Origin of the sequence: Camelimonas fluminis, assembly GCF_014656355.1 — a bacterium.
Taxonomy (GTDB): domain Bacteria; phylum Pseudomonadota; class Alphaproteobacteria; order Rhizobiales; family Beijerinckiaceae; genus Camelimonas; species Camelimonas fluminis.
This window is the reverse complement of record NZ_BNCG01000018.1, coordinates 1-18,582: the sequence shown is the minus strand read 5'-3', so window position 1 is coordinate 18,582 and position 18,582 is coordinate 1. Positions and strand designations below refer to the sequence as shown.

Here is an 18,582-nt window from a genome sequence, read left to right as displayed (position 1 = left end):
GGCCGGATATGAACGACGCCAGCTCCGCGCGGTTGCGCGCAGCCGTAACGGAAACGGACGCTGTTCTTGATGGCGCGGCTATTAGCAGCGCTGTCGCACGGGAACAATACGATTCCCGTTGTGATTTTCGCCATGGCGGGCTGCGCAGGGCGCAGGACGGCGGGAAAAGGGGGGCGATCCGGGCCGAAAACGCCTGGCGACGGGCGTCCGGCGGCCTCTTGGCCCTCCACCCCGCAGGGGGCGGGGCATGCGTGTCCGAGCATGAAACGCGCGTAGGAATTTTCTGTTAATTATATGAAAATCAGATAGTTAGATAAGTCCCCGGTTTTTTATGCGCTGGTCATGCGTCGAAGGCGTCGTCGCGTCATGACCGGTGGCTGTCGCAAGGGCGCCACGCTCCGTAACCTTTGCGAAATGGCCGCCAGGCGATTAGATCATGGAGCATGATTTCGCGCCCCAGAAACTCCAGTGTTACGTCTGCCAGCGCTGGCCAGCCGCCTGACGCGGAGCGAATGGCGGACGGGGCCCAGAAGGAAGACCGGCTTCAGGAGGACGGCAAGGCCCAGGAAGACGACAGGGTCCAGGAAGACGACAGGGCCCTGCAGGAGGCCGGGCCTGGGCGAGCCGTTTCCGGGGCGGCGTCGCCGGATGCCAGCTATCCTCTGCCTGGTGAGTCGGGCCAAACGTCAGGCCAAGGGGCCGGAGACGGGGCCGGCGAACAGCCGGGCGAAGCCCTGGAGGCGGATTCCGGGGGGGATGAAGCCGCCGGATTCGCCGAGGGCGGTTCTGGCGTTGAGCTGGATTTCGGCGCCGACGCCTCCGCCATGTCGTCTGGCGGCAATCTTGCGGCGGGCGCGGAAGTCATCCGCAAATTCTGGCGCACCCTGCCGGGCTCGCCGGGCGTCTACCGGATGATCGACGCCAACGGCGAGGTGCTCTACGTCGGCAAGGCGCGCAATCTGAAGAACCGCGTCGCCAACTATACCCGCGGCGTTGGCCACGGCGGCGCCCGCACGGCGCGGATGATCGCCGCCACCGCCACCATGGAGTTTGTCACCACCCGCACCGAGACCGAGGCGCTGCTGCTGGAGGCCAACCTCATCAAGCAGTTGCGGCCGCGCTACAACGTGCTGCTGCGGGATGACAAATCCTTCCCTTACATCCTGCTGACCCGCGATCACCGCGCCCCGCAGATTCTGAAGCATCGCGGCGCCCGCAACCGTCCTGGCGATTACTACGGGCCGTTCGCCAATGCTGGCGCGGTGACCCGCACCCTTGACGCGCTGGAGCGCGCCTTTTTGCTGCGCTCATGCTCGGACAGCTATTTTGAGAACCGCACGCGCCCCTGCCTGCTGTTCCAGATCAAGCGATGCTCCGGCCCCTGCACCAACGAAATTCCGCAACAGGACTATGACGCGCTGGTGGCGGAGGCGCGGGCCTTCCTCTCCGGCCGCAGCACCATGGTGCGCGAACGCATGGCGCAGGACATGCAGGCGGCGTCGGACAATCTGGAATTCGAGAAGGCGGCGCGCTATCGCGACCGTCTCGCCGCCCTGTCGGCGATCCAGTCGTCCCAGGAGGTCAATCCACGTTCGGTGGAGGAGGCTGACGTGTTCGGCATCGCCGAGCAGGCCGGCCAGTTCTGCATCCAGGCGTTTTTTTTCCGCAATGGCCAGAACTGGGGCAACGTCGCCTATTTCCCTCGCGCCGACCGCTCCATGAGCCCCGGCGAGGTGCTGGAATCATTCATCGCCCAGTTTTATGACGACCGCCCGTGTCCCCGCCTGATCCTGACGTCCGTCGAACCCGATGAGCGCGTCCTGCTCGCGGATGCGCTCAGCGCCAAAACCGGCCGGGCGGTGGAGCTGGCGACGCCCCGTCGCGGCGAGAAGCGTGATCTGGCGGATCACGCCGCCCGCAACGCGCATGAAGCCCTGTCGCGGCGCCTGTCCGAAACCGCCTCGCAACAGAAGTTGATGGAAGCGCTGGCCGCCGCCTTCGGCCTGCCGCGTCCGCCGCGTCGCATCGAGGTTTACGACAACTCGCACATCATGGGGACCAACGCCGTCGGCGGCATGATCGTCGCTGGCGTCGGCGGCTTCGCCAAAACGCATTACCGCACCTTCAACATGCGCTCGGAAGATCTGAAACCGGGCGATGACTACGGCATGATGAAGGAGATGCTGCGCCGCCGTTTCGCGCGCCTGATGAAGGAGGAGCCGCGTCAGGAAGCGGGCGCGACGGATCCGGCGCGGGTCGCCGGCCCACCGGCTGACGCGCCGCAGGCGATCGGGGCGATGCTGGAGGATGCGGCGGAGGAGGAGGCAGACGCCAGCGCCGTGCCGGCCTGGCCCGATCTGGTGCTGGTTGACGGCGGGCGCGGCCAGCATGAGGCGGCGAAGGCGGTGTTCGCCGAGCTGGGCGTGACCGACGTGGCGCTGGTGGCGATCGCCAAGGGCATGGACCGTGAGGCCGGCCGTGAGACGTTTTTCATGGAGGGCCGGGCGCCGTTCCGCCTGCCGCCGCGCGATCCGGCGCTGTATTTTGTCCAGCGCATGCGCGATGAGGCGCACCGTTTCGCCATCGGCACGCACCGCGCCCGGCGCAAGAAGGACCTGGTGCGCAGCCCGCTCGATGAAATTCCCGGCGTTGGTCCGGCCCGTAAACGCGCCCTGTTGCTGCATTTCGGCACGGCCAAGGCGGTCGCTGCGGCCTCGCTCGACGATCTGGCGCGCACGCCAGGAGTCAATGCCGCCACGGCGCGGACAGTTTACGCTTTTTTTCATGATGGCGCCGGTTGATGGGGGTATCGTCAGGCCCTACTGAGGCTTGCCGGGGCGCCGATGGTTGACGTGACCAATGGCGCTCCGGCGCATGATCCGGTCTGACGCCGTTTCACGTCAGGCCAGGATGCGGCGTTTGCGCGTTCGGCTTCGAATGCAGGCGTTGCAGATGAACATGACGCCGTCGCCCGGCGCGACGGAGCCATCGACAGGCGGGGCCGGCTTCCCTGGTCCATGAAATATCAGAGTATGAGCCAGATATCCGTGACCAGACGCTCCACAGCCCTGAGCCTGCCGAACATCCTGACCTACGCCCGGTTGCTGGCGGCGCCGGCTGTCGCCGCCTGCCTGTTCTGGCCGCATGAATTCACCATGCGCTGGCTGGCGCTGGGCATCTACGCCCTGGCGGCGATCACCGATTATCTCGATGGCTATCTGGCCCGCGCCTGGTCCCAGCAGTCGGCCATCGGCCGCATGCTTGACCCGATCGCCGACAAGGTGCTGGTGTCGGCGACGCTGCTGATGCTGGCCGCCAGCGGCGATATCCGCAGCTGGTCGCTGTGGGCGGCGATCACCATCCTGTCGCGTGAGATTCTGGTCTCGGGGCTGCGCGAGTTCCTCGCCAGCCTGCGCGTCAGCGTGCCGGTCTCCACCGTGGCCAAATGGAAGACCGCCGCGCAACTGCTGGCGCTGGGGTTCCTGATCGTTGGCCCGGCCGGCGATGCGGTGCTGCCCTATTCAAGCCGCGTCGGCATTGTGTTGCTGTGGGCGGCGGCGCTGCTCACGCTTTACACGGGCTGGGACTACATGCGCGCCGGCGTGCGGCATCTGATCGAGGCGGACAGGCAAACCGCGCCCGGCAACAAGCCATAAATCGCAGAACCAGAAGAGCCCATATTCAGCCGGCGCCAGTCAAACAGGCGCCCGCCGCTCATCCTGCTTGCGGTCACCGCTCTGCTGGACGCCCGGCCTGGCGTCGCACGCCCGGTCGGACATGCCCCGGTCATCGACGAACACCGCACAGGCCGGATGTAGCCGCCGCAAGCGCAGTCACACAACAAGAAATGCCCGCGACCGTCGCGGGCATTTCTGTGTCGCCATGGCGTCGTGAAGCCGCACGCCAGGTTGCGAGGATGCGGATGCTTTCGCGACCTGCAAAGCCCATACGCCGCCCCGGCCTGACCAGAAACCGCCGGGTCAGGCTCATCCGGTTTCTGGCGTCAGGCGGCGGCGGCCTTCGGCTGCACCTCGGCGGTGTAGTCGTCCATCAGCGCCCTGGTGATCGCGCCAGGCGTGAAGCGCCAGTCGGCGATCTCGGCCACTGGCGTCACTTCGGCGGCGGTGCCGGTGATGAAGCATTCCTCGAAGCTTCCCAGCTCATCCGGCATGATGATCCGTTCTTGGACCTCGATGCCGCGACGCTTCGCCAGCTCGATCACCGTCTGCCGGGTAATGCCGTTCAGGAAGGCGTCAGCGAGGGGCGTGTGCAGCACGCCGTTCTTCGTGAAGAAGATGTTGGCGCCGGTGCATTCGGCGACGCGGCCACGCCAGTCCAGCATCAGGGCGTCGGCGTAGCCGGCGCGCTCGGCCTTGTGCTTGGAGATGGTGCAGATCATGTACAGGCCCGAGGCCTTGGCGCGCGACGGGATCGTCTGCGGATCAGGGCGGTGGAAGTCCGCCATGGTGATGCGGATGCCCTTCAGCCGCTCTTCCGGCGCGAAATAGCTCGGCCACTCCCAGGCGGCGATCGCCACGTGAATTTTGTTGGCGAGACCGGAGACGCCCAGGGCTTCCGAACCCCGCCAGGCGAAGGCGCGGACGTAGGAATCGGGCAGGTTGTTCTTCTCGATCACCAGCTTCTTGGCGGCGCAGATGTCGTCGACCGCGTAAGGAATGGTGAAATCGAGCAGTTCGCCAGACTGTTTCAGCCGCTCGGAATGCTGCTTCGACTTGAAGATCTGTCCGCCATAGGCCCGCTCGCCCTCAAACACGCAGGAGGCGTAATGCAGGCCATGGGTCAGCACGTGGATTTTGGCGTCGGCCCATGGGACCAGCTGCCCGTCAAACCAGATGACGCCTTCACGGCTGTCCATGGGAATCGCGGACATGACAACTTCCTCCAGTCTCGATCGGGCGGCTGTGTCGCCGCATTCAGAATTAATGTCATCCACCAGGCGCGATGCTGGCAAGCCCTCGCCAGCCCGCGGCTGCGGTCAGGGCGGGCGTTCGTATAAAGGCCGATAGTCCCGTTCCCTGTTGCTTGCAACTGGTGGGGCCCGGCAAAATCCGCGCAATCCGCCCTGGCGGCCGGGCTTGCCCGAAACGCAGCGCTCCCTGCTGGCGCTTGACGGTGCGTCGTCAAATTGGGATATGTCAATAGAACTGACGTAATGGAGGTTCATGTGTCCGACTGCCGCGCTGACGATCATCGGGCCGGGGTGGTTGACGCCCAGGGTCAGCGGCCAGCGCTGGATCTGATTGAACTGCTGTTTTTCGCCTATCGTGATTTCGTCGGCGACGCCGACCGCCGCCTGGCCGCCGACGGCTTTGGCCGCGCCCATCACCGGGTGCTGCATTTCGTCAGCCGCAATCCCGGCATGACCGTCGCCGGCCTGCTCGATCTGCTGCGCATCACCAAGCAATCCCTCAACCGTGTCCTGAAAGAGCTGCTGGAGAAGGACTACGTCGCCCAGCGCGAGGGAGAGGCTGACCGCCGCCAGCGTCTGCTGTACGTTACCGATGCGGGAGCAGCGCTGGTGCATGAACTGGCGGTGCTGCAAAGCGCGCGCATCAATCGCGCGCTTGACGGATGCGCCCCAGGCGCCCGCATCCACGTGGTGGACTTCCTGGAGGCGATGGTGGACTGGCCGGCGCCGGAGGGGCGACGCGCCGTGACGCGGGAGAAGCGCTGATGGCTGCGGCAAGACCGCGTGCGCCGCTGGGAGACGATGCTCCCCATGTTCTGGTGGTCGATGATGATCGCCGACTGCGCGATCTGCTGGCCCGGTTTCTCGGCGATAACGGCTATCGGGTGACCGTCGCCGCCGACGCTGCCGAAGCCAGCTCCAGACTGACCCAGATCCAGTTCGACGTCATGGTGCTGGACGTGATGATGCCAGGCGAGAGCGGCTTCGATTTCGCCGCCCGCCTGCGCCGCAGTCTCAACACCCCGATTTTGATGCTGACGGCGCGGGGCGATCCACAGGACCGGATTCGCGGCCTCGAGATCGGCGTCGACGATTATCTCGGCAAGCCGTTCGAGCCGCGCGAACTGCTGCTGCGCATAGGCGCCATCCTGCGCCGCACCGCCAGCAACGGCCAGGCCGGCGCGCCGGAGCAGGTGAGCTTTGGCCCGTTCACCTACCGGCTCGATCGCGGCGAACTGCGGCGCGGCGAGGAGCAGGTGCGGCTCACCGATCGCGAGCGGGAAATCCTCACCATTCTCGCCAGCCATAACGGCGACAATGTTCCGCGCGAAACCATTTCGGGACAGGGCGGGCCAGGAAGCGTCGCCAACGAGCGGACGGTGGACGTGCAGATCAATCGCCTGCGCCGCAAGATCGAGAATGATCCGGCCAACCCGGCCTGGCTGCAGACCGTGCGCGGCGTCGGCTACCGGTTGCTCGTGGATGGGTGACATGAGGGCGGGCGATCCGGGAGCGGGCGGTTCGGGCGTACGCGATCCGGTCGTGGAAGGGCCTGGCGGAGGTCCGCGAAAGCCTGGCGCTGGCTTGCAACGGCTGGAGGCGCGCCTGCGTGGCGCCTGCGTGATGCTGGGCAAGGCTGCCCTGGGCGCCGGGCGAATGGCGGGGCAGGGCGCCCATGCTTTGGGCCGCGTCGCAGCCGCCGCGGGGCGCCGCGCCCTGCATCAGACGCCGCCAGGCGTCAGCGCCGCGCTGGAGCGGGCCGGCGCCGCCCTGGCGACCCCGGCGCGCATCTGGCGGCGCAGCGCGCGCTGGCTTGGCTCGAGAATGCCAAAGGGGCTCTACGCCCGCTCGCTCATCATCATCATCGCCCCAATGCTGCTGCTGCAGTCGGTCATCGCCTACGTCTTTCTTGAACGGCATTACCAGACCGTGACGCGGCGCATGTCCGCCGCGGTTTCCGCCGACATCTCGGCGCTGATCGACATCTACGAGAGCTACCCGCAGGACGCCGACGCCACGACCCTGTCGCGCATCGCCGCCGACCGGCTTGGCATGGACATCGACTTTCTGCCCGACGAGCGCCTGCCGCCCCCGCAACCCAAGCCGTTTTTCTCCATTCTCGACGGGGTGCTGTCGGAGGAGATCCGCAAGCAGGTGGCGCGGCCGTTCTGGATCGACACGGTCGGCAAGTCGAATCTGATCGAGATCCGCGTCCAGCTCGACCGCACGGTGATGCGCATCCTGGCGCGGCGCAGCCTCGCCTATGCCTCGAACTCGCACATTTTCCTGATGTGGATGTTCGGCACGGCGCTGGTGCTGATGATCGTCGCCATCCTGTTCCTGCGCAACCAGATCCGCCCGGTGCTGCGCCTCGCCGACGCCGCCGAGGATTTCGGCAAGGGCCGCGAGCCCAATTTCCGGCCGCGCGGCGCCGCCGAGGTGCGCCGCGCCGGCGTCGCCTTTCTGGAGATGAAACGCCGCATCGAGCGCGCCATGGAACAGCGCACCACCATGCTCAACGGCGTCAGCCATGATCTGCGCACCATTCTGACCCGCTTCAAGCTGTCGCTGGCGATGATGCCGGAAGATGACCCGGAGGTCGCCGACCTGCACCGCGACGTCGACGAGATGTCGCGCATGCTGGAGGCGTATCTGGCGTTCGCCCGTGGCGACGCTGAGGAAAAGGCCGACGAAACCGACATCGGCGATCTGCTTGAGGACGTGCAGCTCGATCTGGAGCGCGTTGGCCATAATGTCTCGCTGGCCACATCCGGCGACCTGCGCGTCAAGGTGCGGGAGGACGCGTTCCGCCGTCTGGTGGTCAATCTGGCGTCCAACGCCGCCCGCCATGGCGACAATGTCGCCCTGGGCGCCGCGCGCGACGCCCGCTGGCTGGTGGTGACGGTGGACGACGATGGCCCTGGCGTGCCGCCTGAGCAGCGTGAGGAAGTGTTCAAACCGTTCGTGCGCCTCGACGAGGCCCGCAATCAGGACGAGGGCGGGTCCGGCCTCGGCCTCGCCATCGCCCGCGACATCGCCCGTTCGCACGGCGGCGACGTGGTGCTGCAGGACAGCCCCCTTGGCGGCCTGCGCGCGCTGGTGCGCGTGCCGGTGTAAGGCGACGAAATCCTCTTCGCTGTCTGGTGGAGAATCTGCCGCTTTTTCTCCGGATGGCTCATGGCTTTGCGATATCGCCTTGCCATACCGCGCCCTTTTCCCAGTTACTGACATCGGGCGCGGCTGGCCATGGCTGGAGCGGGCGACCATCCGGGCAGGGGGTTGAGAGCATGGCCATGGAACTGCAGCGCAGGATTGTGCAGGCTTATCGCTGGCAGCGCCGGCTGGGCCATGCGCTGGTGACGGGACCGGAGTGTCGCCTGGTGGTCAATCCGGCGCTTCCGGATCTGTGGGATGCAAACCACGTCGATGAGGTGACAGCGGCGACGGAATCGGGCGCCGACGCGGTGTTCGCGGCGATGGACCGTCAGTTCGGTCAGGCGCGCTGGCGCGTCGTTCATACTGACTGCTTCACGCCGGACGCCTTCGTTGCGCGCCTCGCGTTTGAAGACTTTGAGGAGCAGTCTGTCACGATCCAGATGGTCTTGCAGGGCGGTCTCACAGATCGCGGCGCCAGGATCGCGTTGCGCCCGGTTGTCGACGATGCGGATTGGCGCGCCTTGCAGCGCCTCGTTATTGTCAATCACGCCGGAAGCACGCCCACAGGCGGTTCCGGCGCGTCTCCGCAGATTGGCGAGGCGCAGATTGGAGAAGCCATGGTGGCCGCCTGGCGGGCCAAAGCCAGCGCGCAACGCTTCCATCTTGTTCTGCAGAATGGCGCGCCGGTCGCGTATGGTTCCTGCGCGGTTGCGCCGGGCGGCGTCGGCATGATCGAGGACCTGTTTACCCTGCCGTCAGCGCGTCGCCAGGGCCTTGCAACCGGTCTGGTCGCGGTTTTCACGGACCAGTTGATCGCCGCGGGCTGCGACGTCGTTTTCCTGGGGGCCTTTGCCGACGCAGCGCCCAAACGCCTCTATGCCCGCCTGGGGTTCCGTCCGGTCACGCTGACACGGGTCTGGATGCGCCGGTCCGCCACTGGCAATTGATTCGCCAAAGCCCGCAGCCCGCATTCGGGCTACAGGCCGGGCATCCGCGACCAGCGCCAGCGCCTCAGTACAGCGCGCCGCCATCAGGAACGGCGCGGTCCGGGCTGATCAGCATCACCTGACCGCTGGCGTCAGGCACGCCGAGGGTCAGAACCTCGCTCATCATCGGCCCGATCTGGCGCGGCGGAAAATTGACCACCGCCAATACCTGGCGGCCGATCAACGCTTCCGGCTGATAGTTGACGGTAATCTGCGCCGAGGATTTCTTGCGGCCGATCTCGCCGCCGAAGTCGATCACCAGCCGGATCGCCGGCTTGCGCGCTTCGGGAAATGGCGCCGCCTCGACCACCGTGCCGACGCGCACGTCCACCTTCAGAAAGTCATCTATTGAAATAAAGTCGCCCGCCGGGCCGGATTTTGTTTGGCTCATCTCACGTCAGTCCGCTGCAAAGGCCGCGGACTATAGAGCATTTCGCCGCAATGTGGACTGCTGAAGCGACGCGGCGTCTACCCGCCGCTCAGCCCGCCGCCCCCCGCGACTCAGGGGCCGCATCGCCGGCGTCCGCGGCCGGGCTGGCGCGTCCGGACGTCCGCGTCCCGCCGCTCCGGTCCAGCACGGCGCAGGCCAGCCGGCGCAGCGGCGACGTCAGTCGCCAGGCGTCGTTGGCGAGGGCCAGCGCGCGACCGCCGCGATCCAGCTCACGATCGAGACGCGCCAGGGTTTTGGCCTGGCCCGGGTCATCGTCATGCAGCCAGGTTTCCACAGTGCGGGCGAACAGCAGGGCGGCGCCCTGCACCCGGAGCGCGCCCATTGGGCCTTCGACGTTGATGCCGGCGGCTGTCAGCATGAAGCGCCAGGAGTTCTGCGCCGCCTTGTTGAGCGCGGCGATGGTCAGCGGCTCGCGCCGCACGCCAGCGTAAATCGCCCGCAGCCCGGCGCGATACGGCGCCATGTGGTCGAGACGCATCATGACGATGTCGAACAGCCGTTCGCGCGCCGGCTCGCCGCCCATGTCGTCATCGCGGACGGCGTGACTGGCCAGCACCTTCATGTCGATCATGCGGGCGAAGCCGCCAAGCACGGCGCCCTTCGAAGGAAAAACGGTAAGGAACTCCGCGAGACTGACCCCGGCCCGCTCCGAGATATCCGCGATGCTGATGCTGGACCAGGCGTTGGCGCCTTCAGCTTCGCGCTCCGCGGCCAGGGCCAGCAGGGCTTCGACAATGCGCTCGCGCGCCGGCCGCTCCGGGCGACCGCCATTGTGATTGGCGTTGGCGTCAGTGGCGGACATGGCGCGGTTCCTTTCTGGGCGTAAGCCGGCGTTGGAACCATTGCCTCACAAGCAAACGTCCAAACGTCCGCAAACAAACGTCTGCGAGCAAACGCCCGCGGGCCGACATCGGCAGGCAGCCAGTCAACCGCATGCCGGCGCCGGCAATATGGCGGCGGCCTCAGCCGGAGAGTTCGCGGGAGCGGTTGGCGGCGGCCGCGATGGCTTCCGTCAGCAGCGCTGGCATGCCGTCGCCGTCGCGCATCAACACCTGCAGGGCGGCGAATGTGGTGCCGCCGGGCGAGGTGACGGCTTCACGCAGGGCCGAAGCAGATGCATCGGACGCCCGCATCAGGTCGCCGGAGCCAATCACCGTCTTGCGCGCCAGTCGTTCAGCCAGATCGCGCGGCAGGCCGGCGGCGACGCCAGCCTGCGCCATGGCCTCCGCCAGATGGAACACATAGGCCGGCCCGGAGCCGGAAACCGCCGTGACCGCGTCGATCAGGCTCTCGTCGGCAACCCATTCCACATCGCCGGCGGCGCGCAGCAGCGCGTCGGCCTCGGCCCGTCGGGGCGCATCAATGCCTGCATTGGCGACGGCGACGCTGACGCCGCGCCGGATCGAGGCCGGCAGGTTCGGCATGACCCGCACAATTCCGCCAGCCTGCGGAAACGCCGCCGCCAGATTGGCCAGGGTCTTGCCGGCGAGGATCGACAGCACAAGGCTTTCTGGTCCGGCCAGCGGGGCGAGCGCGGGGGCGGCCTCGGCCAGCATCTGTGGTTTGATTCCCAGCACCAGCGCCCGCGCCGGGCGCAGGCTGGCGACGGGCGGGTTGAGCTGGAAGCCGGTCCGCTGCGCCAGGGTGGTCAGCGCTTCAGAGGGATGCGGCTCGATGACCTGGATGCTGGCCGGAGCAAGCCCGCCCTCAAGCCAGCCCTCCAGCATGGCGCCGCCCATGCGGCCGGCGCCTGCGAGAATGAGGGACGCGGGAAACTGCTCCATGATATGCCTCGTTGCTGCCTGAACGTCCGTGGCGAAAACGGATCATTCCCCGTCTAGAGCAAAAGCGCCGCCGGCTGAATGGCGAGTCCCCAATGACGCTGGCCGACCGGACGGGCGCCGTCCCGATCGAACCGGGCGGAACCAGGCGGGCCGTCACCAGCAGATAAGCGGCGAGAGCCGGCGGGGCGGTCACCGTTATTCCATCCCCATTCCCGTCTTCCAATATCATGGTCGCAGGCATCGACGCCTTCCATCCCGTCGCGGCCGCGTCTCATGATCGAAGCGGTTGCTTTCCGGGGGCCAGACAGGAGGGGCGGCGGGCAAAGGGGAAAACCCGGGCATCAGGGTGGGCTTTTCCCTGCTCAACTTCAAACCAGCGCCGCGAAACTCAGGCTTCGCCCTGGGTTTCGAACAGCACGGCGTCGAGCGCCTCGCGCGCCGGTTTGCCAGCCCACAGCACGAACTGGAAGGCCTGGTAATAGCGCTCGCAGGCTTCCAGCGCGGTCGTCATCAACACCTCGCACTGGCCCTGGGTTGGCTCGGCGCCGCCGGCCAGCAGCAGCCCGTGCCGGTACATCACCACGCTTTCCGAGGCCCACAGGTCGAAGTGCCCCAGCCAGAGCTGTTCGTTGATCAGCGAGACAAGGGTCATGATTTCATTGCGGCGCCGTTCGGGCACCTTCAGATCGAAGCCGCAGGCGATATGCAGCGCCTCGACTTCCGGCACCCAGGTGAAGGCGACGTGGTACTCGGCCCAGCTGCCGCCCACTGTGACGGACAACTCGTCATCGTCATCACGGTCGAACGCCCAGTCCTGACTGGCGGCGAGCCGCTCCAGCACGTCGAGCGGATGCTCGGTGCGGCTGATAACGTCGAAATCGGTGTAGGTCATGCCGGGGCCCTCGGCCTGGAGGTCAGGGAGTGTCCCGCGCAGGCGACCGCCCGCGCAAACACAGCGACGCGTAAGAAACCGTCCGGCAGCCGGTGAAACGCCGGGTGAGCCGGAGTATTCGCCAGGACAGGCGCCGTCCGCACAACAGCTCCGGCAGCGGCGGCCACAGCCCCATTTCCGGAATTGCCTCCGCCCCGAGGGCCGAAGCGGACGAATCACCTGTATTTTCACTATATCGCGCAGGGCTGTTCCTGCGAACAACGCCCAAACAGTCAGGGATTCCCGTCGCCCCCACAACCGCCCCACCCGGGCTGTCCACAAACCAGGCGGTGTTTGCGGCAAGGCGAACCTTGGGGCGGTCAGTTGTCCACATGAACGGACGCGCGGTCGCGATCACGCCGCATGCGCGCCCGCCATCCCGCGCCGCTCCGGGCGCGAAACGGCCAGTTCCCAAATGGAATCAGTGGAAAGCCGCCGTCCTGCCGGCCGCGCTCAGTCGGTTGGCGCGTCGGTCGCGTCAGCCGCCGGGGCTACCGGACGCGCTTCGCCCAGTTGCGCCTCCAGGGCGGCGATGCGGGCGGCAAGCCGGTCGTTCTCCTCGCGGGCGGCGATCGCCATGTCGCGCACCGCCTCGAATTCCTCGCGCGACACCAGATCAAGCGTCTGGGTCAGGCGATCGATCTGGCCGCGCGCCACGGCGCCGGCCTCGCGACGCACGCCCTCGGCCGCGCCCATGGCGTCGGTCGCCAGACGGGACAGTTCATCAAACAGCCTGTTCGAACCAATCGGCATGGTCGTTCCTCCGGCGCGGGCCCTGGGTGTCCCGATTAGATAGTCGGCGTCGGCGATCACATCAACCAGTCGCCGCCAGCCAGGGCGATCATGCGCCGCCAGCCAGTCAGGCGCCGTCATCCGGCGGGCCTTGCGGTCGAGGCACGGGCCGGGTTCCCTCGCGCCCGATCGCTTTCAATCCCTGACCGCAACGCTTGACCTGACGGCGCGCACGGGCACAGTGGCGGCGCGCGCGTCCGTCAGCCCTGGATCGGGCTGTTTTCGCGCGTGTTTTTGCGCCCCTGTTCCTGATCCGTGAGTGCTGGTCCGCCCATGCCTGTCCTGGCCATACCGTTTCCGGTCATCGATCCGGTTATCTTCTCCATCGGTCCGCTGTCGGTGCGCTGGTATGCGCTGGCCTATATCGTCGGGCTGGTCGGCGGCTGGCTTTACGCCCGCCGGCTGATCGCCGCGCCAGGCCTGTGGGGCGACGTGCGCCGGCCGACCCGCGCCGATCTCGACGACATGCTGGTCTATGTGGCCCTGGGCGTGGTGCTGGGCGGCCGTATTGGCTACGTGCTCTTCTACAATTTTCACGAATATCTGGCTGATCCGTTGTCGATCTTCGCGGTGTGGAAGGGCGGGATGTCGTTCCACGGCGGCCTTGCCGGCGCGCTGTTGGGCGTGTGCCTGCTGGCGCGCCAGCGCAAACTCCCGGCCCTCGCCATGTGCGATGTCGCCAGCGCCGTGGCGCCCATCGGCCTGTTTCTCGGCCGCATCGCCAATTTCATCAACGGCGAACTGTGGGGCCGGCCGGCGCCGGACGTCCCGTGGGCCATGGTGTTCCCCTATGGCGGCCCGTTGCCGCGCCATCCCAGCCAGCTTTATGAAGCGGTCGGCGAGGGGCTGCTGCTGTTTGTCGCCGTGTCGATCGCCGTGCGCCTCGCCGGCTTCCGCCGTCCAGGCGTCGTCAGCGGCGTCTTCGCCATCGGTTACGCCATCGCCCGCACGGTCTGTGAGTTCTTCCGCGAGCCCGATCCGCAACTGGGGTTCCTGCTCGGGCGCAGCGTCAACTTCCTCGAGGGCGGCCTGACCATGGGCATGCTGTTGTGCATTCCCGTGTTCATTGCCGGCGTCCTTCTGCTCTGGCTGGCGCTCTCCGGGCGCACCCGTCCGGCGGGCCCGGCGCGGGCCGACGCGGCGCAGCAGAAAACCGGGGGAGCGACGTGACCGCCCGGCCAGGCGGTCCGCCCGCCACTGCTCTGGGGCGCGACATCGTGCGCGCCATCGCCCTCGAAGGGCCAATGCCCGTCGAGCGCTATATGGGCCTGTGCCTCGGCCATCCCACGCTGGGCTACTACACCACGCGCAATCCTTTCGGCACGGACGGCGACTTCATCACCGCTCCGGATATCTCGCAGATTTTCGGCGAGCTGATCGGCCTGTGGTCGGCCGAGGTCTGGCGCATGATGGGCAGTCCGCGCGAGATCAATTTCGTCGAGCTTGGGCCAGGGCGCGGCGCGCTGATGGCCGACGCGTTGCGCGCCGCCCGCGTGGCGCCGTCGTTCCGCAACGCCGTGCGCCTGAACCTTATCGAGACCAGCCCGGTGCTGCGCCAGTTGCAGCGCCAGGCGCTGTCGGCCGAGGGCGAGCTGTCATCGATCCCCGTGGCGTGGCGTGATCGCGTCGAGGACGTGCCCGAGGGGCCGATGATCCTCATCGCCAATGAATTTTTCGACGCCCTGCCGGTGCGCCAGTATGTCCGCGCGCCGGACGGCTGGCGCGAACGCGTGGTGGGGCTGGCCCCGGACGGCGGCCTGGCGTTCGGTCTTGATCCTGAAACCGAGCCGTCGCTGGAGACGCTGGCTGGCGAGGAGGGCGCGGTGATGGAACTCGCCGTCGCTGGTCTCAATCTGCTTGCCGGCCTGGCTGACCGGCTGCGCCGCTTCGGCGGGGCCGCCCTGATCATCGACTACGGCCATGTGGCCAGCGCCGTGGGCGACACCCTGCAGGCGGTGCGTCGCCATCAGTATGTGCATCCGCTCGCCATGCCAGGCGAGGCCGATCTGACCGCCCATGTGGACTTCGCCGCGCTGGCGCGCACGGCGCTGTCGCGCGGCGTCGTGGTGGACGGACCGGTGGAACAGGGCTCGTTCCTCCGGGCGCTGGGCGCCAATTCCCGCGCCGAGCATCTCAAACGCAACGCCCGTGAGCCACAGCGCCGCGCCATCGACGATGGCTTGCGCCGCCTCACGTCCAGCGACGCCGGCGGCATGGGCGCGCTGTTCAAGGTGATGGCGGTGGCGGCCTCGCAACTTGGCCCGCTGCCGGGACTGGCGCCGCGCCGCGAGGCGCCCCATATGCCGCAACCATCCCTGGTGCGAACCCTGAGGCGACCATGACGAGCACAGCGCGAGACAGCGCAGAGAAAATAACGGCGCGGGAACTCGCGGCGACGTCCGGCGTCCGCCATGGCTTTTTTACCCGCGAGGGCGGCCTGTCACAGGGGCTCTATGCATCGCTCAACGGCGGCCTCGGCTCCGCTGATGATCCCCGCGCCGTCACGGGGAATCGAGAGCGCATGGCTGGCGAACTGGGCGTTGCGCCGGAGCATCTGCTCAGCCTTTACCAGATCCATTCCGCCGATGTGGTGACGGCGACGGAGCCGTGGCCCGCCGCGCCGGACCAGCGTCCGCGCGCCGACGCCATGGTTAGCGCCACGCCAGGCCTCGGGCTGGCCATCGCCACCGCCGATTGTGGCCCGGTGCTGTTCGCCGACGCGCACAACCGTGTGGTGGGCGCCGCCCACGCCGGGTGGAAGGGTGCGTTTTCCGGCGTGCTTGAAGCGACCCTCGCGGCCATGGAGGCGTTGGGCGCGGAGCGCGCCCGCGTCACCGCCGTGCTGGGGCCGACGATCAGCCAGGCGGCCTACGAGGTCGGGCCGGAATTCATCGGCAATTTCACCGCAACCGACGCCGGCAACGCCCGTTTCTTCCGGCCGTCAACCCGCGACGGCCACGCCATGTTCAATTTGCCGGCCTATATCGGCGCGCGGCTGTCGCAGGCCGGCGTCGGCGCTTTTCATGATCTCGGGCTGTGCACCTATGGCGATGAGGCGCGCTTCTTCAGCTACCGCCGCGCCACCCATCGGGGCGAGGCCGACTACGGCCGGCTGATTTCAGCGATCGCGCTGGCCTGAGCGGACCCTATTCGCACACCAGCGCGTCCGGGGTGCGCCAGGCCAGATGCTGGCCGCCATCCACCGCGATCATCTGGCCGGTGACGCTTCGCGCCTGCGCCAGCCACAGCACCGCGTCGGCGATTTCATCGGGGCTGATCTGGCGCGCCAGCGGCAGGGCGGCGATCTGGCAGGCAAAATCGTCCGGCGATTGCCGCTCGCTGGCAAGAATTGGCCCGGGACCCACCGCATTGACGCGGATAGCCGGAGCCAGCGCCTGGGCCATGGTGCGCGTCGCGGTGTAGAGCGCTGATTTGGTCAGCGTGTAGGAGAAATTCCGCGGCGTCGGCTTCCAGACGCGCTGGTCGAGAATATTGATGATCGCGCCCTGGCTGCCTGGCGGCAGCGCCTGGGCGAAGGCGCTGGCCAGAATCGCTGGCGCCCGCAGGTTGACGGCGAACTGCCGCTCCCACAGGGCGATGTCGAGATCGTGGATATCGTCCGCCTCGAACAGGGAGGCGCTGTTGACCAGCAGCGTCAGCGGTCCGATGGCCGCCACTGTTTCATTGACGAGCCGCCCGGTGTCCACGGCGTTTTCCAGGTCCGCCCGTACGACCGCCGCCTTGCCGCCGTCGGCGCGGATGTGGGCGGCCAGGTCGGCGGCCTCCTGTTCGGATCGGTTGCAGTGGATGGCGATGGCGTATCCCTGCCGGGCCAGCGCCATGGAAATCGCCGCGCCGATACGCTTGGCGCCGCCGGTCACCAGCGCCGCCTTCGCGCCTTCACGGGCCCGGGCCTGCCCGGTCAAAGCCTGCCCTGTCAAAGCCTGCCCTCCTTGCGCGCCTTGTCCACCAGGCGCCGCTCAACATGTTTCGCCACCCGCAGATAACGGTAGAACGCGAAATTCATGGCGGTCATGAAGCCATAGACCCCGCGCAAGGCGTGCCGCCGGCCAATGTAGGCCTTGAGGAAGTTCGCAGGAAATTCCGCCAGCAACCGCCAGGTCGATACGTGGGCGCCCCGCGCATCCAGATCGGCCGCCAGCATGTCGGTGTAGCGGTTGAGCTTAGCTATCTGGTCGCCGATCGAGCGCACGGAATAATGGTGAATCACCCCGCGCAGCTTTCCGGTGCGCGTTCCCTCCGGCAAATCGACCCGGTCGTGCACGGGGGAGGGGGAATAGCGGCCCACGCTACGCCGGTACAGCCGTACGGGCGCCAGTGAGAAGCCCAGCGGATGCGGCGCCTTCTCACCCGGGAACATTTCGGCGATGGGAATGCGCCAGGCGTCGAACTGCGGCGTCCCACGGGCGAAGAGCGCGTTGATTTCGTTGATGAGCCCCTCCGGCATCACTTCATCAGCGTCGAGATTCAGCACCCAGTCATGCTGGCACTGATCCTCGCCAAAACGCTTTTGCTCGCCATAGCCCGGCCAGTCGTTATGGATCACCCGCGCCCCATGGCTGCGCGCCACCTCCTGGGTGCCATCGGTCGAGCCCGAATCAATGACGATCAGATCGTCCGTGACCTTGCGGGCGGCGTCCAGCGTGGGGCCGATGCGATCAGCTTCGTTCAAGGCTATTACAAACACGGAAATGTGAGTCTGTTCCGGCGTCATCACTGTCCTGCCTGGCGGTCGCGCTGCTAGTGCCACGGAGCTGGCGAATTTCGCAAGCGCAGGTCCGGCGCCGGCAGGCTGCGTTGGTCATCCGCGCGGGGTGGTTTCCGGGGGGCTAAAAAGTGTTGCAAAAAAGTCGCCGGTATTTGACCTGAGCCTGGAATGCGGCGCGCGATACGATGAAATCGTGAAGTCGCCCATGGGTTGGGGCAAACATAAGCGATTGATTTGCAAGCAAAAGACACCTGATTAATATCTCCTTAGCCAACGCGCTACGTTTCGCTCCACTTTGGCCGCATTTTGGGTATGACTGTTGCCACAGGCGACGGGTTACGACGCAGTTGTCCAGGTTGACGTCAACGACGCCCTCATATCTCCACGGTGATGGCGATATGAGGGCGTCGGCAACCGGGCAAGAGCGCGTTGCCTTGAGCATTTCGGCGCAACCTCGAATCTCCCCGGAGATGGTCGCGTCACGATCTTGCCTCAATACCGGTCGGCGCTGTTGCTGGAGTGTTACAGACAGCGAAGCGGCGATCAGTGTAGGAGCCTATAACTCGCGGTGAGCGGCGTAAGTCCCATCGCAAGCAAAGACACGGAGTGAGTGATGAAAAAGATTCTTCTTGCTGGCGTTGCCGCCGCCACCATGCTGGCCGCCGGTTCCGCTTTCGCTGCTGACCTGCCTTCGCGTAAGTACGCTCCGGTTGCCCCGGTCGTCGTGGCTCCCGTGTTCACCTGGACCGGCTTCTACGTCGGCGTGAACGCTGGCTACGCCTGGAATACCAACAACAACAACAGCAACTACGTGTATGGCGCT

At 66.9% G+C, this 18,582-nt stretch carries 17 protein-coding genes and 1 pseudogene; 10 read left to right on the top strand and 8 right to left on the bottom strand.

The features are described from left to right. The first annotated feature begins 512 nt into the window (after positions 1–512). Together uvrC and pgsA are read left to right on the top strand one after the other, a co-directional pair. The gene (uvrC, locus tag IE243_RS16375; RefSeq protein WP_210319883.1) at positions 513–2,801 is read left to right on the top strand and encodes an excinuclease ABC subunit UvrC; all 2,289 of its coding nucleotides are present in this window, start codon (positions 513–515) and stop codon (positions 2,799–2,801) included. Between the two features lie 231 nt (positions 2,802–3,032). After that, positions 3,033–3,656, top strand: a complete 624-nt coding sequence (gene pgsA, locus IE243_RS16370) for a CDP-diacylglycerol--glycerol-3-phosphate 3-phosphatidyltransferase (RefSeq protein ID WP_191320469.1) — start codon at positions 3,033–3,035, stop codon at positions 3,654–3,656. Positions 3,657–4,003: 347 nt separating this feature from the next. Here pgsA and IE243_RS16365 read toward each other — a convergent pair whose 3' ends face one another. Continuing rightward, positions 4,004–4,891: a branched-chain amino acid aminotransferase gene (locus tag IE243_RS16365; RefSeq protein ID WP_191320468.1), complete on the bottom strand. Its 888-nt coding sequence runs from the start codon at positions 4,889–4,891 to the stop codon at positions 4,004–4,006. 282 nt (positions 4,892–5,173) lie between these two features. Between IE243_RS16365 and IE243_RS16360 the strand changes: the two genes are divergently transcribed. The 4 genes from IE243_RS16360 (at position 5,174) to IE243_RS16345 (ending at position 9,033) form a co-directional block, all read left to right on the top strand. Next, complete coding sequence (locus IE243_RS16360) at positions 5,174–5,695, top strand: MarR family winged helix-turn-helix transcriptional regulator (RefSeq protein WP_191320467.1); 522 nt, start codon at positions 5,174–5,176, stop codon at positions 5,693–5,695. Further along, positions 5,695–6,420: a response regulator gene (locus IE243_RS16355; protein WP_191320466.1), complete on the top strand. Its 726-nt coding sequence runs from the start codon at positions 5,695–5,697 to the stop codon at positions 6,418–6,420. Before IE243_RS16360 ends, IE243_RS16355 begins: the two co-directional genes overlap by 1 nt. A gap of 1 nt (position 6,421) precedes the next feature. Further along, positions 6,422–8,047 carry an ATP-binding protein gene (locus tag IE243_RS16350; RefSeq protein WP_244643228.1) on the top strand — a complete coding sequence of 542 codons (1,626 nt, stop codon included), beginning with the start codon at positions 6,422–6,424 and terminating at the stop codon, positions 8,045–8,047. Between the two features lie 176 nt (positions 8,048–8,223). Continuing rightward, positions 8,224–9,033, top strand: a complete 810-nt coding sequence (locus tag IE243_RS16345; RefSeq protein WP_191320465.1) for a GNAT family N-acetyltransferase — start codon at positions 8,224–8,226, stop codon at positions 9,031–9,033. Between the two features lie 64 nt (positions 9,034–9,097). Here IE243_RS16345 and IE243_RS16340 read toward each other — a convergent pair whose 3' ends face one another. The 5 genes from IE243_RS16340 to IE243_RS16320 form a co-directional block, all read right to left on the bottom strand. Beyond that, positions 9,098–9,463 (bottom strand): tRNA-binding protein, encoded by a 366-nt coding sequence (locus tag IE243_RS16340; RefSeq protein ID WP_191320464.1) that lies wholly within the window; start codon positions 9,461–9,463, stop codon positions 9,098–9,100. An 88-nt stretch (positions 9,464–9,551) separates the two neighbouring features. Then, positions 9,552–10,325 (bottom strand): TetR/AcrR family transcriptional regulator, encoded by a 774-nt coding sequence (locus IE243_RS16335; RefSeq protein WP_191320463.1) that lies wholly within the window; start codon positions 10,323–10,325, stop codon positions 9,552–9,554. A 160-nt stretch (positions 10,326–10,485) separates the two neighbouring features. Further along, entirely contained in the window at positions 10,486–11,307 is an 822-nt protein-coding gene (proC, locus tag IE243_RS16330) for a pyrroline-5-carboxylate reductase (RefSeq protein WP_191320462.1), read from the bottom strand. A gap of 388 nt (positions 11,308–11,695) precedes the next feature. Further along, positions 11,696–12,199: a type III secretion system chaperone family protein gene (locus IE243_RS16325; protein ID WP_132006052.1), complete on the bottom strand. Its 504-nt coding sequence runs from the start codon at positions 12,197–12,199 to the stop codon at positions 11,696–11,698. A 492-nt stretch (positions 12,200–12,691) separates the two neighbouring features. Next, positions 12,692–12,991: an accessory factor UbiK family protein gene (locus IE243_RS16320; RefSeq protein ID WP_191320511.1), complete on the bottom strand. Its 300-nt coding sequence runs from the start codon at positions 12,989–12,991 to the stop codon at positions 12,692–12,694. 312 nt (positions 12,992–13,303) lie between these two features. On the opposite strand from IE243_RS16320, the gene lgt reads away from it, so the two are divergent. The 3 genes from lgt to pgeF are packed head-to-tail and all read left to right on the top strand — an operon-like array spanning position 13,304 to position 16,169. Continuing rightward, a complete protein-coding gene (lgt, locus tag IE243_RS16315) occupies positions 13,304–14,200 on the top strand; it encodes a prolipoprotein diacylglyceryl transferase (protein ID WP_191320461.1) in 897 nt (298 codons plus the stop codon). Beyond that, on the top strand, positions 14,197–15,372 hold the full coding sequence (locus IE243_RS16310; protein WP_244643227.1) for a class I SAM-dependent methyltransferase: 1,176 nt from the start codon (positions 14,197–14,199) through the stop codon (positions 15,370–15,372). The genes lgt and IE243_RS16310 overlap by 4 nt, the downstream gene beginning before the upstream one ends. Then, positions 15,369–16,169: a peptidoglycan editing factor PgeF gene (gene pgeF, locus IE243_RS16305; RefSeq protein WP_191320460.1), complete on the top strand. Its 801-nt coding sequence runs from the start codon at positions 15,369–15,371 to the stop codon at positions 16,167–16,169. The genes IE243_RS16310 and pgeF overlap by 4 nt, the downstream gene beginning before the upstream one ends. Positions 16,170–16,176: 7 nt before the next feature. Here the strand turns inward: pgeF and IE243_RS16300 are convergent, their stop codons facing one another. Then, positions 16,177–16,971 (bottom strand): SDR family oxidoreductase, encoded by a 795-nt coding sequence (locus IE243_RS16300; protein WP_244643226.1) that lies wholly within the window; start codon positions 16,969–16,971, stop codon positions 16,177–16,179. Then, the gene (locus tag IE243_RS16295; protein ID WP_191320459.1) at positions 16,968–17,765 is read right to left on the bottom strand and encodes a glycosyltransferase family 2 protein; all 798 of its coding nucleotides are present in this window, start codon (positions 17,763–17,765) and stop codon (positions 16,968–16,970) included. Before IE243_RS16295 ends, IE243_RS16300 begins: the two co-directional genes overlap by 4 nt. Before the next feature lie 607 nt (positions 17,766–18,372). Here IE243_RS16295 and IE243_RS16290 point away from each other — a divergent pair. Then, positions 18,373–18,582, top strand: a pseudogene (locus IE243_RS16290) (hypothetical protein); the annotation flags it as partial.